The organism is Parafrankia soli (assembly GCF_001854695.1).
Classification (GTDB): domain Bacteria; phylum Actinomycetota; class Actinomycetes; order Frankiales; family Frankiaceae; genus Parafrankia; species Parafrankia soli.
Genome location: NZ_MAXA01000233.1, coordinates 1 through 26209, shown reverse-complemented (window position 1 = coordinate 26209; position 26209 = coordinate 1). Strand labels below are relative to the sequence as shown.

The 26209-nt window shown below is 72.1% G+C and carries 26 protein-coding genes and 2 pseudogenes; 14 read left to right on the top strand and 14 right to left on the bottom strand.

Annotated elements, in window-relative coordinates; all coding sequences use genetic code 11:
• Positions 1–8 precede the first annotated feature (8 nt).
• On the bottom strand, positions 9–518 hold the full coding sequence (locus BBK14_RS23450) for a helix-turn-helix transcriptional regulator (RefSeq protein ID WP_071065426.1): 510 nt from the start codon (positions 516–518) through the stop codon (positions 9–11).
• A gap of 174 nt (positions 519–692) precedes the next feature.
• On the opposite strand from BBK14_RS23450, the gene BBK14_RS38470 reads away from it, so the two are divergent.
• From BBK14_RS38470 to BBK14_RS40505, 4 genes and pseudogenes are all read left to right on the top strand, one after another.
• Complete coding sequence (locus BBK14_RS38470; protein ID WP_071065425.1) at positions 693–1091, top strand: hypothetical protein; 399 nt, start codon at positions 693–695, stop codon at positions 1089–1091.
• On the top strand, positions 1088–1336 hold the full coding sequence (locus tag BBK14_RS41770) for a class I SAM-dependent methyltransferase (protein ID WP_071065424.1): 249 nt from the start codon (positions 1088–1090) through the stop codon (positions 1334–1336). Before BBK14_RS38470 ends, BBK14_RS41770 begins: the two co-directional genes overlap by 4 nt.
• Positions 1337–1795, top strand: a pseudogene (locus tag BBK14_RS42380) (DNA methyltransferase); the annotation flags it as partial.
• Positions 1796–1869: 74 nt separating this feature from the next.
• Positions 1870–2358, top strand: coding sequence for a hypothetical protein (locus BBK14_RS40505; protein ID WP_241831788.1), 489 nt, complete (start codon positions 1870–1872; stop codon positions 2356–2358).
• Positions 2359–2374: 16 nt separating this feature from the next.
• On the opposite strand, the gene BBK14_RS23430 is transcribed toward BBK14_RS40505, so the two are convergent.
• Complete coding sequence (locus BBK14_RS23430) at positions 2375–4984, bottom strand: MMPL family transporter (RefSeq protein ID WP_241831784.1); 2610 nt, start codon at positions 4982–4984, stop codon at positions 2375–2377.
• A gap of 431 nt (positions 4985–5415) precedes the next feature.
• Between BBK14_RS23430 and BBK14_RS23425 the strand changes: the two genes are divergently transcribed.
• The 3 genes from BBK14_RS23425 (at position 5416) to BBK14_RS23415 (ending at position 7774) form a co-directional block, all read left to right on the top strand.
• Positions 5416–5712: a hypothetical protein gene (locus tag BBK14_RS23425; RefSeq protein ID WP_071065421.1), complete on the top strand. Its 297-nt coding sequence runs from the start codon at positions 5416–5418 to the stop codon at positions 5710–5712.
• 128 nt (positions 5713–5840) lie between these two features.
• A complete protein-coding gene (locus BBK14_RS23420) occupies positions 5841–7181 on the top strand; it encodes an MFS transporter (RefSeq protein ID WP_241831783.1) in 1341 nt (446 codons plus the stop codon).
• Between the two features lie 5 nt (positions 7182–7186).
• A complete protein-coding gene (locus BBK14_RS23415; protein ID WP_071065420.1) occupies positions 7187–7774 on the top strand; it encodes a TetR/AcrR family transcriptional regulator in 588 nt (195 codons plus the stop codon).
• Positions 7775–7869: 95 nt separating this feature from the next.
• Here the strand turns inward: BBK14_RS23415 and BBK14_RS42970 are convergent, their stop codons facing one another.
• The 6 genes and pseudogenes from BBK14_RS42970 to dnaK form a co-directional block, all read right to left on the bottom strand.
• Positions 7870–8463, bottom strand: a complete 594-nt coding sequence (locus tag BBK14_RS42970; RefSeq protein ID WP_241831782.1) for a zinc-binding dehydrogenase — start codon at positions 8461–8463, stop codon at positions 7870–7872.
• A gap of 185 nt (positions 8464–8648) precedes the next feature.
• Positions 8649–9005 (bottom strand): annotated as a pseudogene (locus BBK14_RS42965) (alcohol dehydrogenase catalytic domain-containing protein); the annotation flags it as partial.
• A 5-nt stretch (positions 9006–9010) separates the two neighbouring features.
• Positions 9011–9325: a chaperone modulator CbpM gene (locus BBK14_RS23405; RefSeq protein WP_071065419.1), complete on the bottom strand. Its 315-nt coding sequence runs from the start codon at positions 9323–9325 to the stop codon at positions 9011–9013.
• Positions 9322–10380, bottom strand: a complete 1059-nt coding sequence (locus BBK14_RS23400; RefSeq protein WP_071065418.1) for a DnaJ C-terminal domain-containing protein — start codon at positions 10378–10380, stop codon at positions 9322–9324. Before BBK14_RS23400 ends, BBK14_RS23405 begins: the two co-directional genes overlap by 4 nt.
• On the bottom strand, positions 10377–10862 hold the full coding sequence (locus BBK14_RS23395; protein ID WP_235014499.1) for a nucleotide exchange factor GrpE: 486 nt from the start codon (positions 10860–10862) through the stop codon (positions 10377–10379). The genes BBK14_RS23400 and BBK14_RS23395 overlap by 4 nt, the downstream gene beginning before the upstream one ends.
• Entirely contained in the window at positions 10852–12822 is a 1971-nt protein-coding gene (gene dnaK / locus BBK14_RS23390; RefSeq protein ID WP_071065416.1) for a molecular chaperone DnaK, read from the bottom strand. Before dnaK ends, BBK14_RS23395 begins: the two co-directional genes overlap by 11 nt.
• A 279-nt stretch (positions 12823–13101) precedes the next feature.
• Here dnaK and BBK14_RS23385 point away from each other — a divergent pair, with 279 nt between their 5' ends.
• Together BBK14_RS23385 and BBK14_RS23380 are read left to right on the top strand one after the other, a co-directional pair.
• The gene (locus BBK14_RS23385; protein ID WP_071065415.1) at positions 13102–13872 is read left to right on the top strand and encodes an Hsp20/alpha crystallin family protein; all 771 of its coding nucleotides are present in this window, start codon (positions 13102–13104) and stop codon (positions 13870–13872) included.
• A 9-nt stretch (positions 13873–13881) separates the two neighbouring features.
• Positions 13882–15216 carry an NAD(P)/FAD-dependent oxidoreductase gene (locus tag BBK14_RS23380; RefSeq protein ID WP_071065414.1) on the top strand — a complete coding sequence of 445 codons (1335 nt, stop codon included), beginning with the start codon at positions 13882–13884 and terminating at the stop codon, positions 15214–15216.
• Positions 15217–15289: 73 nt separating this feature from the next.
• Here the strand turns inward: BBK14_RS23380 and BBK14_RS37865 are convergent, their stop codons facing one another.
• Both BBK14_RS37865 and BBK14_RS23375 read right to left on the bottom strand, forming a co-directional pair.
• Positions 15290–15469 carry a hypothetical protein gene (locus BBK14_RS37865; RefSeq protein WP_131802404.1) on the bottom strand — a complete coding sequence of 60 codons (180 nt, stop codon included), beginning with the start codon at positions 15467–15469 and terminating at the stop codon, positions 15290–15292.
• A 97-nt stretch (positions 15470–15566) separates the two neighbouring features.
• A complete protein-coding gene (locus tag BBK14_RS23375) occupies positions 15567–16229 on the bottom strand; it encodes a TetR/AcrR family transcriptional regulator (protein WP_071065413.1) in 663 nt (220 codons plus the stop codon).
• Positions 16230–16829: 600 nt separating this feature from the next.
• Between BBK14_RS23375 and BBK14_RS23370 the strand changes: the two genes are divergently transcribed.
• Positions 16830–18488 carry a PKD domain-containing protein gene (locus BBK14_RS23370; RefSeq protein ID WP_071065412.1) on the top strand — a complete coding sequence of 553 codons (1659 nt, stop codon included), beginning with the start codon at positions 16830–16832 and terminating at the stop codon, positions 18486–18488.
• Positions 18489–18527: 39 nt separating this feature from the next.
• Here the strand turns inward: BBK14_RS23370 and BBK14_RS23365 are convergent, their stop codons facing one another.
• A complete protein-coding gene (locus tag BBK14_RS23365; protein ID WP_083391197.1) occupies positions 18528–19175 on the bottom strand; it encodes a GntR family transcriptional regulator in 648 nt (215 codons plus the stop codon).
• A gap of 184 nt (positions 19176–19359) precedes the next feature.
• Here BBK14_RS23365 and BBK14_RS23360 point away from each other — a divergent pair, with 184 nt between their 5' ends.
• Positions 19360–20535, top strand: coding sequence for an amidohydrolase family protein (locus tag BBK14_RS23360; protein WP_071065410.1), 1176 nt, complete (start codon positions 19360–19362; stop codon positions 20533–20535).
• A gap of 105 nt (positions 20536–20640) precedes the next feature.
• On the opposite strand, the gene BBK14_RS23355 is transcribed toward BBK14_RS23360, so the two are convergent.
• Positions 20641–21540 carry an LLM class flavin-dependent oxidoreductase gene (locus BBK14_RS23355; RefSeq protein WP_083391196.1) on the bottom strand — a complete coding sequence of 300 codons (900 nt, stop codon included), beginning with the start codon at positions 21538–21540 and terminating at the stop codon, positions 20641–20643.
• Between the two features lie 366 nt (positions 21541–21906).
• Between BBK14_RS23355 and BBK14_RS23350 the strand changes: the two genes are divergently transcribed.
• Both BBK14_RS23350 and BBK14_RS23345 read left to right on the top strand, forming a co-directional pair.
• The gene (locus BBK14_RS23350; RefSeq protein ID WP_071065408.1) at positions 21907–23139 is read left to right on the top strand and encodes an aminotransferase class I/II-fold pyridoxal phosphate-dependent enzyme; all 1233 of its coding nucleotides are present in this window, start codon (positions 21907–21909) and stop codon (positions 23137–23139) included.
• 243 nt (positions 23140–23382) lie between these two features.
• Positions 23383–23745, top strand: coding sequence for a VOC family protein (locus BBK14_RS23345; protein WP_235014504.1), 363 nt, complete (start codon positions 23383–23385; stop codon positions 23743–23745).
• 49 nt (positions 23746–23794) lie between these two features.
• Here BBK14_RS23345 and BBK14_RS23340 read toward each other — a convergent pair whose 3' ends face one another.
• Complete coding sequence (locus tag BBK14_RS23340) at positions 23795–24520, bottom strand: TNT domain-containing protein (RefSeq protein WP_071065406.1); 726 nt, start codon at positions 24518–24520, stop codon at positions 23795–23797.
• 339 nt (positions 24521–24859) lie between these two features.
• Here BBK14_RS23340 and BBK14_RS23335 point away from each other — a divergent pair, with 339 nt between their 5' ends.
• On the top strand, positions 24860–25291 hold the full coding sequence (locus BBK14_RS23335) for a nitroreductase/quinone reductase family protein (protein WP_071065405.1): 432 nt from the start codon (positions 24860–24862) through the stop codon (positions 25289–25291).
• A gap of 524 nt (positions 25292–25815) precedes the next feature.
• Here the strand turns inward: BBK14_RS23335 and BBK14_RS23325 are convergent.
• Positions 25816–26209, bottom strand: a 394-nt coding sequence (locus BBK14_RS23325; protein ID WP_131802403.1) for an RNA-guided endonuclease TnpB family protein, incomplete at its 5' end; no start/stop codon positions are given.

The following is a 26209-nucleotide window of genomic DNA, read 5'->3' as shown; positions in this document are numbered from 1 at the left end:
CGGCGTGATCACCTGAGGGCGGCCCGTTCCCAGGCGCGCCGGATCGAGGCGGGAAGGACAAGCTCCGGCCAGGCGTCGACGAGCAGTGCCCCGTCGACGTAGGCGAGGATGTCCTCCGCCGTTCCCTCGCGCAGGACGATCTCGTACAACCGGTGGCGCTGTCGGCGGTCCGCAAGGTCGTAGGTCCGATCAGGGTCGGACCAGTTCAGATGGACGGGCAGGCGTACCCGTGCCAACGCCTGCCGGATCGGGAGCCGGGGCAGCCGATCCGGCACGGTGAACGGCCGCCCCCGCCCGTCCACCACGACCTCGAACGAGGGCACCGGCACGGCGTCGAGCCGGAAGCCCGCCGCCGCCAGCAGGCGCGTCGCGGTCTCCAACGTCGGTGACTTCACCCCGTGCTCATAGGCCGCCAACGTCGGCCGCGACGTGTGCGCCCGCCGCGCGAGCTCGGCCCCAGACAGGCCCGCCTCCAGACGCGCCGATTCGATCAGCCGGCCCGCCAGCGAATCCGCCACTCCCCCTCCATCACGATCCCCTCCATCACGACGTGAAGCGTATCCGATGAGATACGCTACTCGCCTTTCGATCCGTTCGCCGGCCCATACGGCGTGACCTCGGCATGAGCCCTGCCGCCAGGCGGCCCGAGCAGCTTCTACGCTGTCGACGGCCTGGTCGATCGCGCCGGGGAGATGGCCAAGCGGGCCGTCGGGTCGGTGCCCGAGCCGGTTGAGGAGGGCTCGCAGCCGCGGATCGCTGATCGCATCGGTCAGCGCACGGGTGATGCGTTCAGCGCCGAGTACCTGGATGTCCCGAGCATGGAAGCGGCGCGGCGCGGGGTCGACGGGCCCAGCCAGACCAAGCCGGTTCGTGGCGTCGGCAGGATCGTGGCCCGCCGCGAAGCTGATCAAAAGTCAGCGAGCACGACGGGCCGGCTCGTGGAGCTTCTGCGCCACTACTCCGAAAATCTTGGACTCCTCAACGACCTCCGCTGGCTACTCAAAGTAGTCGAGAACACAGACGGTGACGACACGTCCGACGAACCGGACCTATGCGACCAACCCAACGGTCGGCGCGGGGGAGGTTCGTGATCGGTGTCCGCCGGGMAGAGCTCCGGCGCAACACCATCCTCATCGGCGATGTACGCACCCGACTGGCTGATCTACCGCCCACCTCGATCGACGCCGTGATCACCAGCCCGCCGTACTACGGTCTTCGCGACTACGGCGTGCCGGGACAGCTCGGCCTGGAAGGCGACGTTCAGGGCTGGGTGGCCGGACTGCGAGTCGTCATGGCATCGGTAGCCCGCGTACTCAAGCCCACCGGCGTGGTCTGACTGAACCTGGGCGACGGCTACGCCCGCCATCCGCAGGACGGCGCACCGAGGAAGAGCCTGCTACTTGGACCTGAGCGGCTGGCGCTGGCGCTCACCGATGACGGCTGGATCCTGCGGAACAAGGTCGTCTGGGCCAAGACGAACCCCATGCCGACCAGCGTCGTGGACCGCCTGAGCACCACACACGAGGTGATCTATCTCCTCACCCGCAGCCGGCGCTACTTCTTTGATCTGGACGCCATCCGCACCCCGCACGCCAGCAGCCAGGCTGCGGCGCAGGCCCGAGCCGCTGGTCGGGTCTACCCACCAGAATCGGCGGTCGCCACCATCCGCCATGTCCAGCGCACGCAGCGCAACACTGGACTCAGCGCCCTGAAGGCCAACGGCATCGCCGGACACCCACTCGGCAAGAACCCTGGCGACGTCTGGCGGCTGGCCACGGCCGGCTACCGGGGCTCGCACTTCGCCAGCTTCCCAGTGTCGCTGATCGAGCGGCCGTTGCTGGCCAGCACACCGGAACGGGTGTGCACCGCGTGCAGCGCACCGTGGCGTCGGAAGTCAGCCCCCAGACGGGGGTGGTCTACGGGCACTTCTACATCCAGGACAAGGGCGTGTCGTGGTTCCACGACTCGAGCCAGCCGGAACCGGGGCCGCCGGAGGACGACGACTTGGTGCGCACCGCGCTGGACTGGATCAGCATCGTCAGCGCGGCGGGCGATCATGTGGCCGGCGCGCAGCTGGAGGCGTGGGACTGGGAGCCTCAGCGTCAGGACGACTGGGAGGTGTCGGCCGACTTCGAGTTCACCTGCACCACGGGGAACGTGGCGTTGGTGGCGGTCATGATGGGGCCCTCAACGGAGGAGCTGATCATTGGGGCGCCGGGCACGTACCGGGGGCGGGTGTACTCCCGGGGGGCGGGAGGATGCCGAGGCGGCCCCTACCTGCCAAGATGGTGCGAGGCAACGTCGAACACCCACTTGGCCACCTGCTCGCCGTTGCGGTTCGGACTGAGACAGGGCTGAGACAGGTGGTCTCCGCTCATCCCGCCAGGTGCCGGGGCGGGCTCGGCTGCGCGACCCGGCCAGTCCCGTCACGCCGCGCTGCAGATGCCTCACCAAGCGCGGTCGGGGAGAACGCCGCCACCCGGGTGACCGGGCGGGGCGAGCCGCCGGCCGGTCCGGGTGTCGACGACTGCCCCGGGCGGGCACGGCGCCGGCCGGCCCGATCAGACCTGGTGGCCTTACCACCGTCCCCGGTGGCCCTGCCGCCATCCCTGGCCGCGCGGCGGCCGTCCCCCGTCCTATTTCCGGTCGCACCGGTGCGACCGGTGGGTGAGCCGGGCCGGGTGGGGCGCAGGAGGTGGAGCAGGGCGGGCAGGAGCGTCGCCCGCAGCATGAACGCGTCGATGGCCACGCCGGTCGCGAGGCCGCACCCGATGACCTTCATGGTGCGGGAAGGCTGCGCGGCGATCGCCATGAAGAGGAACAGCATCACGAGGTTCATGGTCAGCATGACGTGACCGACGTCGGCGTGGCCGCGCCGGATGGGGGTGGTGTCGGTGCGGTGGCGCCGGATCGGGCCCGGCGTGCCGCCGCGACGTCCACGGGGCCGGGAACCGGCGGATCGGCGGCGGACGGGCCCGGTGTCGGCACGCCGACGCCGCCGTGCGCGCCGTGTCCCGCCGGTGTTCCGCGTACTCTCCGCGCCCTCCGCGTCCCGCGTGGGCGGTTCGTTCCCGGCGCGGTCGGCCGGTTCCATGAGCCGGACGAGAAGGCTGAGGTTCAGGCCTGGCAACAAGCCGAACAYGGCGACCAGCACGAGTACCAGCATGGACGGCTCCACCGGCCCGGTCTCCAGCCCCAGCGCCGTGGTGAGCAGGTCGGTCTGGAACAGGATGGCGAGGACGCCGGCCGCCGCGAGCACGGCGAGCACGCTGGTCACCGCCAGCGCGGCCGCGATCTCCACCGAGCGCAGGATCAGCAGGCCGAGGACCCCGACCACGAGCAGGATCACCAGCAGGAACAGTGTCGTCGCGCCACGGAAGTCCGCCGCCATGTCGACGAACAGTGCCGTGGAGCCGCCGATGTACACCCGGGAGCCGGTGCCGGCCACGGCGCGCGGGATGACGTCGTCGCGCAGCCGGTGCAGCAGGTCGACGGCCGCCGGCGATCGCGGGCCCTCCCGCGGCGCGATCCGGATCACGGCGAGCCCGGCGTCGGCCTTTTCCAGGTTGACAGCCGCTTTGACCACGCCGGGGGTCTTCGCGATGGCGCTCACCACATCCGCCACGGGCACAGCGGACGGCCCGTCGCCCCGCTCGACCGCGACGAGCATCGGGCCGTTCAGACCGGGGAAGAAGTCGGCGCTGAGCAGGTCGTAGGCCCGCCGGGTGCTCAGGGACGTCGACTCGGCCCCGTCGTCGGCGCCGCCGAGGTCGAGGGTCACGGCGGGGACGGCGAGCAGGATCAGCCCGAGGCCGGCGGCGAGCGCCATGCCGGCCGGCCGGCGGTCCACCTGCCGGGCCCACCAGGCCCGCAGTCCCGGGCGGTGCGGCAGGCCGCGGCCGCTGGTCGTCAGGTGCTGGCGTTCGGTCCAGCCGAGCAGCCGCGGTCCGCTCAGCGCCAGCAGCGCGGGCAGCAGGGTGATGATCACCAGGCCGGTCGCCGCCCCAGCGGCGGCGGGGCCCAGCGCGACGCCGTCGAAGAAGCTGAGCCCCAGCAGTGCCACCCCGTCCATCGCGAGGGTGACGCAGAAGCCACCGTAGGCGACGGCGGATCCGGCGCGGGCGGTGGCCTGGGCCGCGGCCTCGACCGGGCCGACCCCCTTCCGCAGCGCGGACTGGGCTCGGTGCACGACGACGACGGCGCCGCCGAGGCTGGTCCCGGCCGCGACGACGGCCGCGAGCAGCGGAGCGAAGGCGGTGGTCGTGATCGTGTGGGAGATCAGGACGATGGCACCGAGGGCGGCCACCGTCGCCACCGCGGACGTCGCGGCGCAGACGGCGACCGCGCCGCGGGAGCGCAGGGTCACCCCGAGCAGCAGCAGGGCGGCGACGAGCGCGATGATGATCGGTCGTGGTGAGACCGTGGTCGCGCTCAGCGCGGTCGCGCCCGGGCCGGCGGCCTCGACCTGGAGGTCCGGCCCGTCATAGGCCCGCGCCGTGTCGATGAGGCGCCGCGCGGCGGCCCGGTCCGGGTTCAGCGCCGAGCCCTTCATGATCACGGATGTGACCGCGGTGCGCCGGTTCGCGCTGATCGGCTCGACGCCGAGGACGACCGCGCCGGCCGGGTTGAACGGGTCGATGATCCCGCCCACCTTGGGCAGCTTGCCGAGCTCCGCCGCCATCGCGGCGATCTGCTCACGAACCAGCGGGTCGTCGACCGTCCCGCGGCGGGCGTGCAACACGATCGACTCGGTGTCCGGGAGACCACCGCCGGGTACGACCTCGCCGACGAGATCCATGGCCCGCGCGGAGTCCGTCCCGGGGACGGCGACGTCGGTGTTGAAGCGCGCGCCGGAGTCCCGCACAAAGACGAGAAGCGTTGCCAGGCCGGCCGCCCACAGGGCGACGACGATCCAGCGGTGTCGCGCGCACATGGCGGCTAGGGCCCCGACACCACCACCTGCGAGATCCGACTTTCCTCTCATTTTGGACAAGTTAGACCTAAGTGGTGGTCCAGGTCGAGGCCTTCCAGACCGTTCGATGCCAAACAAGGTCGAGCACGCCTTAAATGGGCTTAAGCATGTCCAAGACGTTCGAAGCAGGTCGAAGGCCGCCGAAGCGGGCTAACCAGGGTTGACTCGATCAGGGAATCCGACATCCTCGGAGACGCTGCGTCGACCTTCGGCGGCCGGGGCCTGTCATCAACATGCCTCACAGGACTTCTGGTCGAGTCTCGGACGCCGGCGGCCTACCATCGGCTGGTGAACCCGCGGTGCACGACCACGCTGCCAGCTCCCGGTAACGCGAGCGGTGACAAGGCTCCCGTCGCCGGCCACCCTCGCTTCGGAGGAGGGGCGGTGAACGGCGACGGCCTTCCACCCGCGGTCGCCGCACTGCCGACACCGGGGACCGACTGATGGGGTTCTTCCGCCGCCGCTCCTCCTCGGACCGCGGCCGTCCCAGCACCGAGCACGGCCGCCCCACCGCCGAACGCGGCCGCGCGGTCGCCGAGCTCGGCCGGGGGCAGGCCCCGGTGGCCCCGAGCCGCAGCGCGCGAACCCTGAGCCGGATGTTCGGCGTCTCCTGCGCCGAATGCCGCCTCGGCCCGGCCTCGTTCACCCAGGTCGCCGCGGAGGCGTACTCGTGGGCCAGCACCCACGACCAGCTCCATCACCCGGCCAGATCCTCCGCGCAGGTCATCAGCCGCCGCTGACACCACCCACCGGCGTCCTGGCGCCCGTAGACGTTCACGCCCGCCGGCCGTCCCCCGGCGGGCGGCACTTCGACGGCCACCCCAGTACCACCTGCCCGCGAAACCGCCAAGTGGACCCGAAGGTTCGCTTGACTCAGGATGCCCCCGAGCAAGCGGACCTTAGGGTCCACTTCTACGGCGGAAGCGCGGGGTGCGGGATCTTCCCCCTCTGCTTCGGCCTGATCAACGACACGTTCAGCGCGGAGCGCCGGCCCGGCGCGCTCGGGCTGGTGTCGGCGATCTCGGGAATCGGCGCCGGCGGCGGCCTGATCATGGGTGGCCTCCTGGTCGACCACACCTCGTGGGAGTGGGTCTTCTGGGCCGGAGCGATCATGTCCGGGGGCGCGGCCCTCGGCGCGCTGCGGCTGCGGGACTCCGCCGGGCGCACCCCCGGACGGATCGACCTGCCCGGCGCTGTCCTGCTCGCGCTGGGGCTCATCGCGCCACTCATCGCCATCACCAGGACGCCATCGTGGGGGTGGGGAAGCCCGCGCACGCTCAGCATGATCGCGGCGGGGCTGGCCGTCCTGGTGTTCTTCGGGTGGTACGAGCGCAGGGTCACCGAACCTCTGGTCGACATGCGACTGCTCGGCTGCCCGGAGATCATGGCCACGAACTTCGCGACCGCGCTGGTCGGCTTCGGCACGTTCGGCGCGTTCGTGCTGGTCCCGCGGCTCTCGCAGACCCCCGAGTCCTCGGGCTACGGGTTCGGGCTGGACGCCACCGGGGCCGGCCTGCTCCTGCTGCCGGCGTGCGGGGCGATGCTCGTGACAGCCGGGGTCTCGGGGCGGCTGGCACTCCGCGTCGACTCGCGAGACGCGCTCATCACCGGATTCCTGATCTCCGCCACCGGCCTGACCGCGCTCGCCTTCGAACACGGCTCAGAAGGCGTGGTGATCGCGCTGTCGGTGGTCCTCTTCGGCGGCATCGGCATGATCATGGCGGCCGTGCCGAACATCATCGTGCGCGCGGTGCCGCCCGCGATGACCGGGCAGGCGACCGGGGTCAACACGCTCGTGCGCTCCGTGGGCTCCGCTGTGGGCTCCCAGGTCGCGGCGACCCTGCTGGCCGCGAGCGTCACCGCGACGCACCCGCTGCCGACCGACGGGGCCTTCACCCTGGCCTTCCTGCTGGGCGGCGGTGGGGCGGTGTCCGCGGCGGTGTCCGCCGTGTTCATCCCACGGCGGTCCAGGGGCGGCGCCCCTGCCGTTTCATCGGCCCCCGCCGCTCCGTCGGCGCCGCCGGTGGCGGCGATCGCAACGGCAGCGGCAACGGTGACGGTGACGGCAACCGCGACGGTGACGGCCGCGACCCCGGCCACAACCACAACCACAACCCAGTCACCGGCCCCGGCCCCGACCCCGACCCCGGCCCCGACCCCGACCCCGGCCCCGTCAGTCACCCGCACCGTCGGTGATCAGGCAGACTGACAGCCATGTCCTCCCCGCCCGGTGACACGGCGGAACGCGGGTGCCCCGACTGGTCCGAGCGCCGCGCGGACGCCCGGCGCAACCACGAGCAGATCATCGCGGCGGCCATCGCGGTGTTCGCGGAGAAGGGCCTCAACGCCACCGTGCCCGAGGTCGCGGCCCGGGCGGGCGTGGGCAAGGCGACGGTCTACCGCAGCTACCCCACCAAGGCCGACCTGATCAGGGCCGTCGCCGAGCACCAGGTCCGCTGGGTGGAGGCTCGGCTGGCCGCCGCCGCCGAGGAGAGCGACCCCTACGCGGCGCTGCGCGGCTTCCTCTACGACGTCTCCGAACGGCTGGCCGACGACCAGGTGCTCCTGGCCGAGGTCCTGCCCAAGAAGGATTCCCGGACGGCGGAGGCGCCTGTCAGCAGGGTGCTCGCCGGCATCGTCGACGCCGCCCGCGAGCAGGGCACACTGCGCTCCGACGTCACCGCCCTGGACGTCCGCATCCTGGTCGGGGGCTATGCGCGCGTCCTGTCCGATCTCGGGATCCGGGACCCCAAGGAGTGGCGCCGCTACGCAGGCCTGGTCATGGCCGCCCTGCGCCCGTGACCAGCCAGCTCCTGGGCTGAGAAGTGTGGCGGGCGAGTGACACCCAGGACTCACTCACCCGCCACAGTTCGCCGGGCCGGGCCGGGAGGCCGGAGTCAGGGCTGGAGGGTGATCTTGATCCAGCCCTCGTCCCGGTGGTCGAAGTGGGCGTAGGCGTCGGGTGCGTCGGCCAGCGGCAGCCGATGGGACATGACGCAGGACGGCTGCGCCCGGCCGGTGATGATGAGATCGCGCAGGAACCGGTTGTACCGTTTCACGTTGGCCGGCCCGCTGCCCATCCGCAGCCCCTTCGCGAAGAAGGCGCCCATGTCGAACGGGAGTCGGCCGCGTGCGCCGCTCTCGTCGGCGGCACCGGGGTCGCGGGTGGGGTACACGCCGAGGACACCGATCGAGCCCGTCCAGCGCACGCAGTCGACGAGCTGGTTCAGGACGAGGCCGGCCTGCTCCTCGCCGGACGCCGTCCTGGCCTGGTAGCCGACGGCGTCGATGCCGCAGTCGACGCCGCGGTCACGGGTCTCCTCCCGCACCCGTTCCGCGACGTCCTCGGTGGACGAGTCGATCCCGGTGGCGCCGATCCGCTCGCACAGGCGGAGCCGGGAGGGCACGGGATCGACCACCAGCACGGTGGCGGCGCCGCACAGGGTGGCCGAGTACGCCGCCAGCAGGCCGACCGGCCCGGCGCCGAACACGACGACCGTGTTCCCGGCCTGGACGTCGGCCAGCTCGGTGCCGTGGAAGCCGGTGGGAAGACGTCGGAGAGGGTCGCGAAGTCGAGCTCCTGGTCGTCGCCCGGCGGCAGCCGCAGCAGGTTGAAGTCGGCGAACGGCACCCGGAGGTACTCGGCCTGCCCGCCGGGGTAGGGGCCCATGTCCGGGCAGCCGTACGCCGCTCCGGCCCGGTGCGGGTCGGGGTTGGTGCGCAGGCAGAACTCGGTCCGGCCCCGCTCGCAGTTCGCGCACGTCCCGCAGGAGACGGTGCAGGGAACGGAGACCCGGTCGCCGAGCTGGACGCGGCTCACTGCCGACCCGCGGTCGACGACCGTGCCCATGTTCTCGTGGCCGAGGACCGTGCCGGGCCGCACACTGGTACGTCCCTCGTACACGTGCAGATCGGAACCGCAGATGCTCGTCGAGGAGACGCGTACGATCGCGTCCTGCGGATGCTCGACGCGCGGGTCGGGGACGTCCGCCACGGCCACCTGGAACGGTTCCCGGTAGACGACTGCGCGCATGGCGCTCACCTTCCCCGCCGGGGTTGCCGCAGCAGCCGCTCGAGCTCGTCGATCCGGTCGAGCAGGTCGAGCACGACCCCGGTGGCGGTGTAGGTGATCCCGAGGTCGCGGCGCAGCCGTTCGATGCGCCCGACGCGCGCCAGCGCGCCCGCCGCGAGCACGACACCGCGGTCACCGACGCCGGGGCCGGGCCCGGCGTCGAGCAGGCCGAGCGTCACCAGCCTGTGGACGAGGTCGGGGTGCAGCTGGGCGGCGGCGCAGAAGGACTCCAGGTCCAGCTCGCGGTCCCGCGGGCGGGTGCGGACGAGCGTCATGGTCATGACCGCTCCCTGGGGTTGAAGGACGAGACCCGGGCGAGCTCGCGGAACAGCTCGGTCTCCCGTTCCGCGGGGTCGGGCGGCATCATGATCCGCACGTGCGCGTACAGGTCGCCGGCCGCGCCACCGGGACCGCCACCACCGCCAGCGGCGCCGGCGCTGCCACCCGTGGCCTCCCGGGCCGCGTCCCGGGCCGCGTCCCGACCAGGCGCCGGCAGGCCCCGGCCGCGCAGGCGGAGCCGGCGGCCGCTGGAGGTGGCCGGCGGGACGGTGACCGTCACCCGCTCACCGGCCGGTGTGTCCAGCCCGGCCGCCGTTCCCAGGGCGGCTTCCCACGGGGCGAGCGGCAGGTCGGTGTGGACGTCGCGGCCCTCGACCCGGAACCGCGGGTCGGGAGCCAGGCGCACCACGAGGTAGAGGTCGCCGGGGCTTCCGCCGTCCCGGCCGCGCCCACCCTGCCCGGCGAGGCGCAGCCGCTGGCCGTCACGAACGCCGGCCGGGACGGCCACGTCGACCTCCCGGAGGCCGCGCGGCCCGGGCAGCGTGATCCGCCGCCGTGCGCCGCGGTAGGCCTCGGCGAGCAGGATCTCGATCTCCGCCTCCTGGTCGGCGCCGGGCACCGGGCCCACCCGGCCGCGCCGGCGGGCGAACCCGCGGACCCCGCCGAACAGGTCCTCGAAGTCGAAGCCCTGGAACCCCTCGAAGCCGAAGCCCCCGCCGCGCCCGGCGGTCCCGCCGGCGCCGGCACCCGGCCCGGCACCCGGCCCGAAGCCGCCCCGTGGGGCGTCCGCCCAGCGTTCGGCGCCCTCCGGCACCCGGCGGAAATCGCGGCCGAACCGGTCGTAGCGTGCGCGGGTGTCCGGGTCGGACAGCACGTCGTACGCCTCGGAGAGGTCCTTGAACCGCTCCTCGGCGGACGGGTCGGAGTTGATGTCCGGGTGGTACCTGCGGGCGAGCTTGCGGTACGCACGCTGGATGGCGTCGGTGTCGGCGTCACGCGGCACGCCGAGCAGCTCGTAGAAGTCCGGGCTCGCGCGTCCCGTCGTCCCGGCGCTCATGTCGCCGTCCGCGGGCCGGCGCTCACCGCGACCGACGCCGGCCGCAGCACCCGCCCGCCGGCCTCGACGCCGGGGCGCAGGACCTCGACGACGGTGCCCGCCGGGGGCGGCTGCGGCGTCGAGGCGCTGTCGACGACGGCGCCGACCTCGTGCCGGGCCGGGTCGAAGGGGCCGGTCTCGTCGTCGAGCCGGGCGACGCCGGAGATCCGCAGCGCGTCGAGCGCGAGCTGGCGCACCCCACGCACGCCGTCGACGAGGGAGTCGGGGTCGGCGTCCGCGTGGGCGAGGGCCAGCTCCAGGTGGTCGAGCACCGGCAGCCAGGCGAGGACGACGCGGTCCCGCTCGGCCGCCGTGGCGGCGCTGATCTCCCGTCCGGTCCGGCGGCGGTAGTTGTCGAAGTCGGCCAGCGTCCGCAGATGTCTGGCCTGCGACTCCTCCAGCTCGGCCGCCAGGTCCGCGCCGGCGGGGTGGTCAGTCATCATCGCGGGTGGTGAACTCGGCGTCGATCACGTCGTCCCCGCCGGCGCCGTGCCCGCCGACTCCCGGCCCGGCGCCACTCGCGCCCGGCCCGGCGCCGCCCGGGCCGCCGGTGCCCGGCCCGGCCGCCGCGGAACGTCCACCGCCGCCCGGCGCGGCCGCCGACTCACGCGCGCCGGGGGCGGGCAGCGCGTACAGCACCTGCTGGAGATCGTTGACGATCGGGCGGACCCGGTCGGCGCCGGCGTTCTCCGCCAGGGCCCGGTGGGCGTGGGCGACGAGCTGCTCGGCGCGGGCCCGCTCGTGCGCCGGAACGTCGTCGCCGAGCTCGGACAGCCGACGCTGGACCTGGTAGGCGATCGTGTCGAGCTGGTTCTGGGCGTCGGCGTTCTCTCTCAGCCGGGTGTCCTCAGCGCGGTTACGCTCGGCGTCGGCCACCATCCGCTCGATCTCGTCCGCGGGCAGGTTGGTGTTGTCCGAGATGGTGATGCGCTGCTCGGCGCCGGTGTCGGCGTCGCGCGCGGTGACGTTCAGGATGCCGTTGGCGTCGATGTCGTAGGTGACGTCCACCTGGGCCTGGCCGCGTGGCGCGGGCCGGATGCCCTCCAGCCGGAACCGGCCGAGGGTCCGGTTGTCCGCTGCCATCTCGCGCTCGCCCTGCAGGACGACGATGTCCACGGCGGACTGGTCGTCCTCCGCGGTGGAGAACGTCTCCGTCCGCCGCGCGGGGATCGTCGTGTTGCGCTCGATCACCTTCGTGCTGACGCCGCCGAGGGTCTCCACCCCGAGGGAGAGCGGGGTGACGTCGAGCAGCAGCACGCCGGAGACCTCGCCCTTGAGGACCGCGGCCTGGATGGCGGCGCCGACGGCGACGACCTCGTCCGGGTTGACGGTCATGTTCGGGTCCCTGCCGCCGGTGAGCCGGCGCACCGCGGCCTGTACCGCGGGCATCCGGGTGGCACCGCCGACCAGGATGACCTCGTCGACGTCCGGTTCGGCGATCTTCGCGTCGGCCATCGCCCGCCGCACCGCCGGCATGCACCGCTCGAGCAGGTCGGACGTGTTCATTTCGAACTGTGACCGGGTTACCGTGGTGTTGAGATGCTTCGGGCCGTTCGAGTCGGCGGTGATGAACGGCAGGTTGACCTGGGTCTGGCTCACCGAGGAAAGCTCGATCTTGGCTTTCTCCGCGGCCTCGAACAACCGCTGCAACGCCTGCGGATCGTCACGCAGGTCGATGCCGTTCTGGTTCTTGAAGTCGTCGGCGAGGAAGTCGACCAGGCGGCGGTCCCAGTCGTTTCCGCCCAGGTGGGTGTCACCGGCGGTCGCCCGCACCTCGACAATCCCGTCGCCGACGTCGAGAACGGACACGTCGAACGTTCCGCCACCAAGGTCGAAAACCAGGACGGTCTCGTGCGAGCGCTTGTCCATCCCGTAGGCGAGCGCCGCGGCGGTCGGCTCGTTGATGATCCGCAGCACCTCCAGGCCGGCGATCCGGCCGGCGTCCTTGGTCGCCTGGCGCTGGGCGTCGTTGAAGTAGGCCGGGACGGTGATCACGGCCTCGGTGACCTTCTCCCCCAGGAAGCGGGCCGCGTCGTCGACGAGCTTGCGCAGCACCATCGCGGAGATCTCCTCGGGCGCGTACTGCCGCCCGCGCACCGTGATCCGCACGGCGTCGTCCTTGCCCGGGGCGAGATCGAAGGTGACCGTCCGCAGCTCGCTGGCGACCTCGCTGTGGCGACGTCCGACGAAGCGCTTGACCGAGGTGATCGTGCCCTTGGGGTTCAGGATCGACTGCCGTCGGGCCAGCTCCCCCACCAGCCGCTCGCCACCCTCGGTGAACGCGACCACCGACGGCGTCGTGCGCGAGCCCTCGGCGTTGGGGATGACCGTCGGCTGGCCGCCCTCGACGACCGCGATGACCGAATTGGTCGTCCCCAGGTCTATTCCAACTGCCTTTCCCACGATGTCCTCCCGGTGGGAGATCTTCCGGCAAATAGGTGGCGGGGACGCGGCGAAGTACCTTCGGCTACGCAAAGCACTCTCGACTAACGGTAGGACCAGCCCGACGGGCCTCGCAACACCACGTACCGGGCCGGGAGATCAGAAATGGTTGCCCGAACAGGAGATCAGAAATGGCCGTCTGAACAGGTCACGGCAGGGCGGCTTGCCGACCGGGCGGACCCCGCCGACGATTGACGGGTAGGCCGCCCAGGAACATGAGTAATGGCCAGGGAGTGAATCATGACCAACCCCGTGCGCGCAGGATCCGGCCGCCAGGTACCGACCATTCGATGGGATCCGCTCCGCGAGATCGAGGACGCCTGGACCCGCATGGGCAGCCTGCTCGGCGACGTCACCGGCGGCGGCGAACGGCGGCCCTACGGCGTGCTGGCCGGCCTGGCGCCGGCGGTGGACGTCGAGGAGACCGCCGACGAGTTCGTCGTGGAGCTCGAGCTGCCCGGGGCCCGGGCCGAGGATCTCTCGATCGACCTCCGGGACAGCGAGCTGTTCGTCACCGGAGAGATCAGGGAACGGGAGCGCCGTGGCACGCTGCGCCGCCAGACCCGCCGGGTGGGGCAGTTCGAGCACGTCATCCTGCTGCCCGGCGAGGTGGACCCGGACGAGGTGAACGCCAGCCTCGACGACGGCCTCCTGACCGTCCGGCTGGCGAAGGCCCGCCGTAGCCAGCCCCGCCGTATCGAGATCTCCGCGCCGTCGGCCGAGCCGGGCCGCACCATCGACAGCTCGGCCGGCGAACTCTCCCAGGACGACTCCGGAGATTCGGACTCCACGCAGGCTGACTCCCCGCGAACGGACTCCGCGAAGGCTGGTTCCGCGCGGGCCGGGTCCTCGCGGGGCGGCCGCTCGGGAGCCGGGTCGAAGGGAGCCGAGTCCAAGGGAGGCGGCGGGAAGGCGCGGCGGGCCGAGGAGTCCGGCGGCGGCCTGCCGGACGCTCCGACGCCCTTCGGGCAGAGCTCCTTCGGAGCCGCCGACTCATCCGGCGCCGGCTGACCGAGCGCCATGTCGCATCCGGCGCCGCCCGCGGCCGATGCCCCGCTCGGCGACGACATCGTGCGCGCCTACTTCCAGCGCCGGGCGATGCCGGTCGGCCTGGATGCCGGGTTCTGGATGATCGGCTCCCGGTTCAGCCCGGACAGCCGCCGGCTGCGCGAGTTCGCCTGCCGCAACCGGCTGCCGTACCGCTTCGTCGACCTGGAACAGGACCGGGACGGCGAGCGGATGCTGCGCGCCGCCGACGTGCCGCCCGGCGACACCCCGTTGGTGATCTGGTTCGGCGGGCTGGTGCTACGCAACCCGAGCAACTCCGAGCTGGCCCGGGCCCTGGGCCTGCCGGCGGCGCGGCCGGGAGCCCCCATCCGGGACGTGCTGGTCGTCGGGGCCGGGCCCGCCGGGCTCGCGGCCGCGGTCCACGCGGCCGCGGAGGGGCTGACCACCACGGTCCTCGACGCGGTCGGGACGGGCGGGCAGGCCGGCGACTCGTCCCGCGTCGAGAACCACCTCGGGTTCCCGGACGGGATCTCCGGCCGGGAGCTCGCCGACCGGGCCGTCGTCCAGGCGAACAGACTTGGGGCGGAGATCAGCGTCCCGGCCACAGCCCTCGCCCTGCGGCCGGACGGCGACCTGCACGTCGTCCGCTACGACCCCGGCGGGCTGCCCCTCGAGATGATCAGCCGGACGGTGGTGATCGCCACCGGGGCCCGGTACAACGGTCTCGACATCGCGGGCTTCGAGCGCGCCGGCGTCCACTATGCGGCGACCCTCATGGAGGCCCGGCTGTGCGGTGGACGTCCGGTCGCGGTCGTCGGCGGCGGCGACTCGGCGGGGCAGGCCACCCTCCTGCTCGCCGACGTGGCCACCGAGGTCTACCTGGTGGTGCGGGAGGACGAGCCGGGTGAACGCATGTCCCGCTACCTGGTCGACCGGATCAGCCGCCATCCCCGGGTCGTCGTCCTGGCGCACACCGAGGTCGCGGGCGTCGTCGGGGACGGCACGTTGCGGGAGGTCGTCGTCCGGGAGAACCACTCCGGGGCGCGGGGCACGCTCCCGGCCCAGGCGCTGTTCATCCTCACCGGCGCGCGGCCGAACACCGGATGGCTCGCGGGCGCCGTCGCGCTCGACGCCGACGGTTTCGTCCTCACCGGCCACGACGCCGGACGGGCGACCGGCCGGGACCGGCCGCCCCAGGTGCTGGAGACCAGCAGGCTGGGTGTGTTCGCCGTCGGCGACGTCCGCGTCGGCGCCGTCCGGCGGGTCGCCTCAGCCGTCGCCGACGGCGCGGCCGCCATCCGGCTCCTGCACGAGCACCTCGCGCGGACCGGGAGCCCGGTGTCCTGAGCAACGGCCGGGGGCGATCCGACGCGGGTTGTGACCGCTGGTCGCGAAGGCCTGCGCCAAATCATGATCCGGTTCATGGCGGCCCCGTCGCGCACCCGCGAAGCGACGCCTCCGCTCGGACGGCGTAGTGCACGGCGCCGGCGAGCTGGTCGGCGTAGGGAAGCAGCTCCCGGTACAGCACTCCCACGAAGCCGGTCGGGTGTGGCTCGTCGGGGCATGCTCTGTTGGCGGCAGCCCTGCTGCTGCTTCTCACGACCTCGGCGGCGGTCCTCGCCATCAGACCCTGGGAGCACCGACCCGCGGCAAGGTGATCTGCCGGCGCCGAACGGGCGGGCAGGCGGGCACGGCCGTCAGATGCCCGTGGGGGGCTCCAGCACCGCGCGGGCGGCCTCCATCCAGTTCTGGCCGGACAGTCTGCGGAACGCGCTGACGAGGGTGGCCCCGAGGTCGAAGTCCGGTGCGAGGAGCCACTGGGCGTTGAGGCCTTCCCAGGTGGCCATGACCTGCCGTGCCACCTCCACCGGGTCGAGGCTCGGGTGCGCCTGGCCGCGCCGTTGGCGTTCGGCGACGAGGCCGGCGTAGGTCTCGATCGCGACCCGGCGGTGGCGGGCGAAGTAGTCCGCGGCCGGATGACCGGGGGTCGCGGCAAGACCGGCGAGGGCGACGCGCAGCCGCAGCAGCGATTCCCGCCGTGCCGCGGCCTGCGCATGCTCACCGAGGACGTCAAGGTCGAGTCCCGCGAGGCCGGCGGCCGGCCGCACGCCGTCCCGCTCGGCCTGGAGCACCGTGAGTTCCTCGTCCCGCTCCAGCGCCGCGACCAGCAGGTGATCCCGGCTCGGGTAGTGGTAGAGCACCGTGGCCTCGCTGGTGCCGGCCCGCCTCGCGACCTCGGCGGTCGTCACCCCCGCGTGCCCCTTCTCCTCAACCAGGTCGAGGACGGCCTGGGCGATCTCCCGCCGACGCCCGGCCGTGCGCGCGTAACGGCCGCGCGCGCGACCGGCCGTGGAAGCCATGCCCAGACGATACGCATCCCAACATTGAGTTCGAGCTAACTTTCGCTCCTCATCGACACGCTCTACCCCACACATCGGCGAGTCTCAGCCTTGTTCGGGTCTTGTATTTATGCTTTGCTCAATTTTTGTTGGGGGAAAGATCCTTTTCGCCGTGGCTGGTCCCGGATCCGAGGCGCCGCGGGGCGCGTAGGGAACGCCGCCAGCCAACGGAGGACCTCGCCCGTGTCCTGGTCGTCCGACCAGCGGCAGCACTTCCCAGCGCGCCCGGCCGGCTGGCGCTTTGGCGACATCGGCGGCGCCGGATCGAAGGGAACGCGGTGACAGCGTTGGCCAGGTACCTCGAAACCAGAGGCACACGGGCGGCACAGGGCCGACCGAAGACGACGGAAGACGACCGAGGCTTACGAGGCTCCCGGGGGGACTCGGGCGCCGGTACGCGCCGGCGTCGCATCCGGCCGCTGCTGACGGGCTCCGCGATACTGCTTCTACTTCCCGGACCGGTACGAGGGGCGCTTCTTCGAGTACACCTACCCCACGCTGGGGACCGAGGACGCCCTGCCGGGAACCATCGCCTTCGCCGTCACGAACGGCGCCTACGCCGTGGCCACCAACAACGCCGGTGGCCTGCCCGGAGCCGGTGAGCTCGGGGGGTACCGCGTCAACGCGGCGTCGGCGAAGTTCTCCCGCGTCGTCGCGGCGCAGGTGTACGGCGACTCGACCCGGCCGCGCGGCTACATCTACGGGGCCAGCGGCGGCGCGTACCAGACGATGGGCGCACTGGAGAAGACCGAGGGCGTGTGGGACGGCGGCGTGCCCATGGTGCCCGGGACCGGGAACTCGATCCCCAGCAGCATGACCGTGGAACTGCTGGGGCTACGGGTGCTCCACGACAAGTTCCCCCAGATCGTCGACGCGATGGAGCCCGGCGGCAGCGGCAACCCCTATGCCGGCCTGAACAAGGAGCAGCAGGCGGTGCTCCGGGAGGCGACACGGCTTGGATTCCCGCTTCGTGGCTGGTGGAACTACGCGGACCTGGACGGCGGGGCGTTCTCCGCGGTGGGCGGGGGTGTCCGCATCCTCGACGCGAGCTACGTCGACGACTTCTGGACCAGGCCGGGCTACACGGGCACCGACCCGGCGTCGTCGGCCGGGACGGCTCGGGTCCGGTTCGAGGCCGACGTCACCGCACTCACCGGCGACCCGGGCAGCGGGCTGAGGCTCTCCGCCGCACCGACCGGTGACCTGACCGGCGCGGACATCGTCGTCGTCAGCGGTGCCGCCGCCGGCAAGACCGTCCCGCTGGGAGGCTCGGACGGTGACACCGTGACCTTCGGCGACAACGCGGACTCCGCGGTGACCGGCGCGATCAGGCCGGGTGACCGCGTGCGCATCGACAACTCGTGGTTCCTCGCGCTGCAGTACTACCAGCGCTACCAGGTCCCGTCGCGCGACCTGTACGGCTGGAACCAGTTCCGCGACGCGAACGGCGCTCCGCTCTATCCGCAACGGACGGTACTGGCCGGGCCGACGTTCACCCAGGCGGTGAGCGGCGGGGTTCCCACCGGGAAGTTCCACGGCAAGATGATCATGCTGGCATCACTGATGGACGTCGAGGCGTTCCCCTGGCCCGCGGACTGGTACGCCAGGCAGGCGAAGGCCACGCTCGGATCGAAGCTGAACGACAACTACCGCGTGTGGTTCATGGACAACGCCGGACACACCCAGCCGCTCAACCCGGCGGCCGAAACGCACCTCGTCAGTTACGACGGCGAGCTCCAGCAGGCCCTCCGCCACCTCGACGAGTGGGTCGCGAACGGGACCGCACCTCCGGCCAGCACCGCCTACACCGTGGACGGCGACACGCAGGTGCACCCGGCGGCGACCGCCGCGGAGCGCAGGGGCGTCCAGCCGACCGTCACCCTCGCCGTCAGCAAGGTCGGGACCCGTGACGTMAGGCCCGCCGCCCGCGCCGACGCCGCCGCCGGCCAACCGGTCACTCTCTCCGTGCAGGCGGAGACACCCCCGGACGCCGGAAAGATCATCAAGGTGGAATGGGACTTCGACGGCACCGGACGCTACCCGGAGCACTCCGAACTCGACAGGATCGACCGTGCGGCGCGGCTGACCATCGCCCACACCTTCACCAGGCCCGGGACCTACTTCCCGGTGGTACGGGTGACCTCCGAGCGCAACGGCGACCCGAAGGCGCCCTTCGGCCTCGTGCAGAACCTCGCCCGCGTCCGGGTCGTCGTCCGGTAACCGCTCGTCCGGTAACCGCTCGCGCCGCGGGCAGCGTGCTCAGCCAGTTCCGACCGCGCCCGCCTCGGCGGACAGCACCCCCCGCCGGACGAACTCGCGGATGACCTCCTCGGCCACGGCCCGGGCGTCCGCGAGACGGGCCTGGGCAGCGCCGTGCTCGTCGCCGGCGGCGATGGCGTCGATGACGAGCTCGTGCGCCCGGACGACCTCGGCGTGGTCGCGCTGGTCGCTCTGGCGGGCCGTCCAGTCGAGGAAGTCACCGAAGCCGCGCAGGTCGGCGCGCAGCCGGGGGGTGCCGCCGGCCCGGTGCTGGAACAGGACCATCTCGGTGGTGAGCTCGTACCAGCGGGTGCGCGCCTCCGCCGGCGTGGCCCGCAGCTCGCCGAGGATGCGCTGCATCTCGGCGAGGACGCCCGGGTCGCGGCCACGCGCGATCCGGGACACCGTGACGCCGCTGAGCAGGCCGAAGACGTGGAAGTCGGCGCGCAGCGTACGGGCGTCGAAGTGCTCGACGAACGCGGCCCGGTGCACCTGGGTGGAGACGACGCCGTCCCGCTCGAGCAGCACCAGGGCCTCGCGGACGGGCGTGGGGCTGACGCCGAGGGTCGCGCTGATGCTCTCGACGTCGATGCGGTCGCCGGGGCGCAGGCGCCCGTCGAAGATCTGCCGGTGCACCCACTCGACCACGGCGCGGCTCGTCCTGGCTCGTTTCAAGGCATGTTCGGCCACGCCCTCATGGTCGCAGCCCCGGCGACTCACATGCTTGATCGTAGATTAAAAATTGGAAATTGCCAGTCATGTCGTAGTGAGTTACGTTCGGCTGGAGCGCCCGGACAGGCGGGGGCGCTGCGTCGACACCAGGAGGCACGCCGTGGTCAAGCTGGTCGAAGGTTTACGAGTAGTTGACGCCGACTCCCACATGACCGAGCGCCATGACCTGTTCACCGAGCGGGCCCCGAAGGGCTACGAGGACAAGGTCCCGCACGTCCAGCGGATCAACGGCCAGGACATGTGGGTCGTCGCCGGCAAGTCCTTCGGCCGCGCGGGCTCCGGTGGCACGATCGACCACGACGGCAAGAAGCACCCGTGGAAGGACTCCCAGGGCGGGGACTGGGGCATCGAGAGCGTCCACCCCGCGGCGTGGGACGCCGGCCGGCGGATCACCCTGATGGACGAGCTCGGCATCGACACCCAGGTGGTCTACCCGAACGCCATCGGCATCGGCGGCCAGAACCTGTTCAACGCGGTCGACGACCCCACGGTCGTCCGGCTCTGCGTGGAGCTCTACAACGACGCGATGGCGGAGGTCCAGGCGGAGTCGGGCAACCGGCTGCTCCCCATGCCGATCATGCCGGCATGGGACATCGCGGCCTGCGTGCGCGAAGCCCAGCGCTGTGCGGAGATGGGCTACCGCGGGGTCAACATGACCGCCGACCCGCAGGACTCCGGCTCACCGGACCTGGGCGACCCGGCGTGGGACCCGTTCTGGGAGGTCTGTGCCGGGCTGAACCTGCCGGTGCACTTCCACATCGGCGCCAGCCAGACCTCACTGTCCTACTTCGGCACGACCTACTGGCCGAGCCAGGACGACTACGTGAAGCCGGCGATCKGCGGCGCGTCGCTGTTCCAGAACAACTCCCGGCTGCTGCTCAACAGCTGCTACTCGGGAATGTTCGACCGCCATCCGAACCTGAAGATGGTCTCGGTCGAGAGCGGCATCGGCTGGATCCCCTTCATGCTCGAGGCGATGGACTACGAGCTCGAGGAGAACGCGCCGGAGTACTTCCACAAGCTGCAGAAGCGGCCGTCGGAGTACTTCACGTCGAACTGGTACGCGACCTTCTGGTTCGAGAAGGGCCGCGGCGACCTCCAGCACCTCGTCGACACCGTCGGCGAGGACAACATCATGTTCGAGACGGACTTCCCGCACCCGACCAGCCTGCACCCGAACCCGCTCGAGATGGTCGCCGAGCAGGTCGGCTCGCTGCGCCCGGAGACACAGCGCAAGGTCATGGGCGAGAACGCCACCAAGCTCTACCGCGTCTGAGGCCGTTCGGGCCCGGCCGGCCGCTCCGTGCCGGCCGGCCCGAACCGCCCACCGCCCGGTCATCCCAGCCGCGGTGATCCGCCAACCGTTCCGACGGCCAGCGAATCACCGCGGCGGGCCCGCCTCGATTCTCCGCAGGGCGGCGGCGTACTCCCCGGGCGCCGGGCGGAAGCCCTCCAGCCACCAGGTCGCGCCGGCCGCCGCGATCGACTCGACCGTCTCCCGCGCCGCGCCCGGCTCATCCGGCCCGGTCCGCCCGGTGATCACCACGTCGAACACCTCGCCGCCGGCCCGCTGCCGACTGCCGGGCTCACTGCCGGCGCCCTGCTCGGCGGCGGCCCGGTACTCGCTGACGGTGGCGACGATCTCGGCCACCGCGGCAGCCGTCGGTTCCACGGAACCGTCCCGCGGGTTGATGATCATCGGGGCGATGCCGTCCCACCGGGCCGCGCGACGCAGCGGAAGCCGGTTCGGCCAGTTGCAGCCGATCCAGACCGGCGGCCGCGGGCGCTGCACCGGGGTGGGCAGGAACGTGACGTCGGTGGCGGTCAGGTACTCGCCGCGGAAGTCCACGCGCTCCCCCGACCAGAGCCCCGCCAGCACCGCCAGGCCCTCGTCCAGCCGCAGCGCCACCTCCCGGGGCTCGACCGGTTCGCCCCAGGTGCCGTACTCCGCCGGCAGCGTCCAGCCGAGCCCCGCGCCGAACACCAGCCGCCCCCCGGAGAGCCGGTCCAGCGACGTGGTCTGGCGGGCCAGCGACCCGGGACGCCGTCGCGCCACCGGGGTGACCAGCGGGCCGAACCTGATCCGCTCGGTCGCCAGCGCCACCGTGGTCAGCAGCACCCAGGGGTCGGCCACCTCCTGGGCGGGGCCGTAGGGGAAGACCACGTGGTCCCAGACGAAGAAGCCGTCCCACCCCGCGGTCTCGGCTCGCCGCGCCAGGTCCATGACCCGGCGCGGATCCACGAATTCACCGAGATTGGGCACACAGATACCGGAATGCACGTGGGGAGGCTACCCGGGGACCGGACTACCCGCAGCGTTGTTATCCAGTGACTGCCCGACCCCCCACCCACTACGCAAGATCACGACTGCGGCCAGGACAAATACGGGCCGGTTAGCAGTGCCTGTGCGTGGCCTTGATCAGTCGACGGCTGGGGCTGGTCCGGCTCGCCGTTCTCGGGGCGTCCATGGATCTCATTGAGTCGACGCCCGGCTGTCTACCCGTCCGCAATGTTCCACAACCGCGCTGTTCCGTCGCCGCCGCGGATGGTGGTGGTCGGCCCGCGGGCGGCGCGGCGCCGGGCGCGCATGCTCCACGACAAGCACTTCGTACGATGGATAACCCATATGCCCTGGTAAGTACTACCTGTGAACCTCTTCCCCACGCACCGCATCGACTGCACCGTGGCCGGAGCGATGTACGCGCTGACCGCCGGAGTCAGGCGGCGCGGCGCACCGTCCGTGATCGGCCGGAGGGGCCACGGGCCACATCCAGACCTCGGCAGCCCCCGCGACCGCCCAGGCCCCGACGCCGACGCCGACGGCCTCCTGTGCCTGTCCGTGCGGTCCGCATTCCACCTGCTGCTGAGCGCCGCGTGCCTCCCGGCGGGCAGCGACGTCGCGATCTCCGCCGTGACCCACCCGGACATGACCCGGATCATCGAGTTGCACGGCCTGCGGCCCGTCCCCGTCGACATCGATCCGCTCACGCTCGCCGTCGACGAGGCTGCGCTCGACGCGGCGATCACCGATCGGACGCGCGCGCTCGTCGTCACCCACCTGTTCGGCGCGCGGTCCAGCCTCGACGCCGCCGCCCGGGCCGCCCGCGCGCACGGCCTGCTGCTCATCGAGGACTGCGCCCAGTCGATCCAGAGGCCGGCCGACCGCGGCGACCCGCGCGCCGACGTGTCCCTGTTCAGCTTCGGCCTGCTCAAGACCGCCACCGCGCTCGGCGGCGCCGTCGCCTGGACCCGCCGGCCCGACCTCGCCGCCGACATGCGCGCCCGCCAGGAGCGGTGGCCCGCGCAGTCCCGGCGCGAGTACGCCAGACGGGCCGTCGTATGCGTCGTCGCGCTGGCGCTGTCCCGTCCCCGGCCCTACGGCCTGCTCTTCGGCGGTGCGCGACGGCGGGACCCGCAGGCACTGGTGCGCTCCCGGGTGCCACGGGACGAACGGGGGTTCACCGGCTGGCTGCAGCGCCGGCCCTGCCCGGCCCTCGCCCGCACGGTGACCCGGCGCCTGGCCCGGTTCCCCGCGAACCGGCTGCGACAACGCGCCGCCGCCGGCGAGGCGCTCGCCGGCGCGCTGCCACCGGAGGTGTTCCGTCCCGGCGGTGCCGCGGAACACCACACCTACTGGCTGTTCCCCGTCATCGTCGACGACCCGGCCCGCGTGGTCGAGGCGCTGCGGGCGGCGGGCGTCGACGCGGCGCCGACCACCAGTCAGATAGGCGCCGTCGAACCCGCCCCACCGGGCGCTCGGCGAGTCCTGACCGGCCTGGTGTTCCTGCCTGCCTACCCGGAACTCCCCGCGCCGCGGCGGGACCGGTTCGTCGCCGCGCTCACCGCGGAACTCGGCGCGCACCCCGGCGCCTCGCGCTGAGACCGGCCGTCGCGGGCGCGGCCGTCGCGGGCGCGGCCGTCGCGGACGCGGCCGGCCCGGTGTACAGGAAGGCCGTTCGGATCGCGCACCCGATGACGCCCTTCCCTACAGTCGGCCCTGCCCGGACGGCCGCACGAGCCGCCGAGGCACGAAACACCCCGGCGGGCCGGCGCAGGCCGAAGCACGCCGGTCCGGCTGTCCGAGACCTGGAGGACGGAAATGCCGCTCAGCGGTGTGTCACACGTGAGCCTGACAGTGCGGGACCTGGACATCAGCTGCCGCTGGTACACCGAGATTCTCGACTGGAAGGAGCTGGTGCGGGGCCGCGGTGACACGACGTCCTTCGCCCACGGTGTTCTTCCCGGCGGCCTGAGCATCGTTCTGCGCGAACACGACGGCGGCGGCGCGGACCTGTTCGACGAGACCCGGCCCGGCCTCGACCACCTGTCCTTCTCCGTCGAGAGCATGACCGATCTCGACGTCCTCGAGGAAAGGCTGGCCAAGGCCGGGGCCGTGTTCACCCCCACCCAGGAGCTTCCGTTCGGGTGGATCCTCGCCTTCCGCGACGCCGACAACATCGCGCTGGAGGCCATGCTCGGCCGGTAGCCCACCGGGCCCGCCGGCCGAGCCCGTTTCACCGAGGCGGGCCGGCGGGTCAGACGATCCGGTCGTCCGTGGGAACTTCCACGAGGTACTTGTTGTCCAGCAGGTACTGGACCTGCAGGTTTCCCGTCGTCTGGTTGCACCGTGGCGACGTAGTCCCCCCCGGGACGAGCGAACACACGACCTGGTACTGCAGGCCGTTACCGGGCTGGTCGAACCACGGGCGGATCGCCCCGGAGAACACCCGGAACTCCCGGACCACCTGGTAGGTGTGGTAATTGCAGTCGCCCGGCTCCGCGGCGTCGTCGAGGTTGGACGGCGGGATCGACCTGTTCTCGTAGTCCGTTCCCCGAGGCGAGAGGAAGCTGCCGCGCGGCAGGCCGAAACGGTCGATCCGCTGGCCCGGAACCAGCGACACCTCGGTCCTGATCGGCGAGCCGTCCGGGTTGATGTAATAGCCGTCCGCCGGCGGGAAGATCCAGTTCCCCGGTATGGACGGGAACGGCGAGAAACTGGCGGACGGGTCCCACCAGGTCCCCAGGAACTGATCGGTCGAATGGCCGCCGGTCCGCGAGTAGTCGTCGACCTCATCACCGACGTCGCCGAAGAACGGAAGCTTTGCCGGCCCCAGCCGGGGATCGTTCTGGTAGTCCGCCGCAGAACATTCATCGAAGGGCTGGATCTTCGGCGGTGAGATCGCGTCGGCGGCGGCCGGGGCCGTTGCGGAGCACAGCATCCCTCCGGCCGCCAGCGAGACCAGCGTCCTACGGAAACGCACCTTTTCCTCCCGAAGTCCTGCGCCTGGCGCGGCGACTTCGAACGGTAATTAGCTGATCTTCACCTGGAGCGCGAGGTCGGATTGGAGCATTGCGTCGCGTGTCGCCACCTTCGGGCGAACACCGCGCGGCCCAGGCCTCCGAACGCGCCCCCGCGTGACCCCGTGGCCGGATACCGGCCTGCCGGATGCAGCGTGGCTCACGTCGCGTGAAGGACGTCGCACAGTGGCCGGCCGGGTCCGGGACGTAATCAGAGTGCTTCGCGCGGAGTCGGCACGGCTTCAGGGCCTGGGACGGCGAGCAGGTGCCAGGCCCTGGCACAACGAGAAGGAAGCAGGACGATGAGCAGGAAGATGTACAGCGCGCAGGAGATCAAGGAGTTCATCGAGGAGTTCCGGGCCAACGGCGGCCGGCCCGCCGGCAGGTTCGAGGGCGCCACCCTGCTGCTGCTGGACAGTGGTCCGGAGGCCGACGGGTCGCCGCACGTGAGCCCGCTGAACTTCTACGCCGAACGCGGCCGCTACTTCGTGTTCGCGGCCAACGACGGCGCGGACGAGGATCCGCACTGGATGGAACAGCTGCGGGCGAACCCGAACGCCACGATCGAGGTCGACGGCCAGGTCCTCCGGGTCACGGCCACCGAGCTGCACGGTGCGGAGCGCAGCTCGGTGTACGCCCGCCAGGCGCGGCGGTACCCGCAGTTCGAGGTGCTGCAGGAGGCGACGTCCAGGGTCATCCCCGTCGTCGAGCTCGTCCCCGCCGGCAACTCCTGACCGGTCCGTGATGCGGGGAGCCCGTGGCGGACCGCCACGGGCTTCGGGGGCGGCACGCGTTCCCCCGGGCTCGGTGTCGGCTTCGGCTTCGTGGTGTTCGTGGTGTTCACCCACGGCTCGGCGGGGCCGGCAGCTCGACGGCGATCTCGGCACAGTAGGCGGACTCCAGCCCACCCCCGGTCTCGACACCGGTCCGGGCCCGGCGGCGCCGGAACGGCCGCGGCGCCGGCAGCCGGCCCCCCAGCCACCGGGTGGCGAGCCGGGCCGTGGACGGGAACGGTGTGGGCCACCGTGCGCAGGACGGCCTCCTCGGCCTCACGGCCCGCCGTCGGCTCGAGCTGGCGCAGCCAGGCCCGCTGGCCGTACCGCGCGCCCCACACGACGACGGCCTCGCGGAGGTCGTGCAGCTGCACTCCGCGGTGGTGGCTGCCGGACCAGACTTGACCTCCTCCCCGGCTTGAAGACCGGGGATTCCCACACCTCGCGGTGCGGGTTCCTGCTTCATCAACGGATGCCTCCTCGCTTCAGGAGCGAGGCGGTCTCACTCCATCTCCACAGGCAGCCACCGCGAGCCCCGCGGCCAGAATGTTGACCGCCGCGTTCACGTCCCGGTCGTGGACCGTGCCGCAGCCACGACAGGCCCAYTCCCGGACGTTGAGCGGCAGTTCCTTCACGATCGACCCACACACCGAACAGGTTTTGGACGACGGATAGAATCGATCGATCGCAATGAGGGTGCGACCGTACCAGCCGGCCTTGTACTCCAACATCCGCCGCAGCTCCGACCACGAAGCGTCGGATATCGCCCGCGCGAACGAATGGTTCCTGACCATGTTGCGGACGGACAGATCCTCGATGACCACCGTTTGGTTCTCGCGGATGATCCTCGTGGACAGCTGGTGGAGATGATCCCGACGC

Excerpts from the sequence above, each read along its gene's own strand:
- BBK14_RS38470 (WP_071065425.1), top strand. The coding sequence starts at position 693 with ATGGCCAAGCGGGCCGTCGGGTCGGTGCCCGAGCCGGTTGAGGAGGGC.
- BBK14_RS23425 (WP_071065421.1), top strand. The coding sequence starts at position 5,416 with ATGGGGTTCTTCCGCCGCCGCTCCTCCTCGGACCGCGGCCGTCCCAGC.
- BBK14_RS23415 (WP_071065420.1), top strand. The coding sequence starts at position 7,187 with ATGTCCTCCCCGCCCGGTGACACGGCGGAACGCGGGTGCCCCGACTGG.
- BBK14_RS23405 (WP_071065419.1), bottom strand. The coding sequence starts at position 9,325 with ATGACCATGACGCTCGTCCGCACCCGCCCGCGGGACCGCGAGCTGGAC.
- BBK14_RS23400 (WP_071065418.1), bottom strand. The coding sequence starts at position 10,380 with ATGAGCGCCGGGACGACGGGACGCGCGAGCCCGGACTTCTACGAGCTG.
- BBK14_RS23395 (WP_235014499.1), bottom strand. The coding sequence starts at position 10,862 with ATGATGACTGACCACCCCGCCGGCGCGGACCTGGCGGCCGAGCTGGAG.
- BBK14_RS23385 (WP_071065415.1), top strand. The coding sequence starts at position 13,102 with ATGACCAACCCCGTGCGCGCAGGATCCGGCCGCCAGGTACCGACCATT.
- BBK14_RS23380 (WP_071065414.1), top strand. The coding sequence starts at position 13,882 with ATGTCGCATCCGGCGCCGCCCGCGGCCGATGCCCCGCTCGGCGACGAC.
- BBK14_RS23375 (WP_071065413.1), bottom strand. The coding sequence starts at position 16,229 with ATGGCTTCCACGGCCGGTCGCGCGCGCGGCCGTTACGCGCGCACGGCC.
- BBK14_RS23335 (WP_071065405.1), top strand. The coding sequence starts at position 24,860 with ATGAGCAGGAAGATGTACAGCGCGCAGGAGATCAAGGAGTTCATCGAG.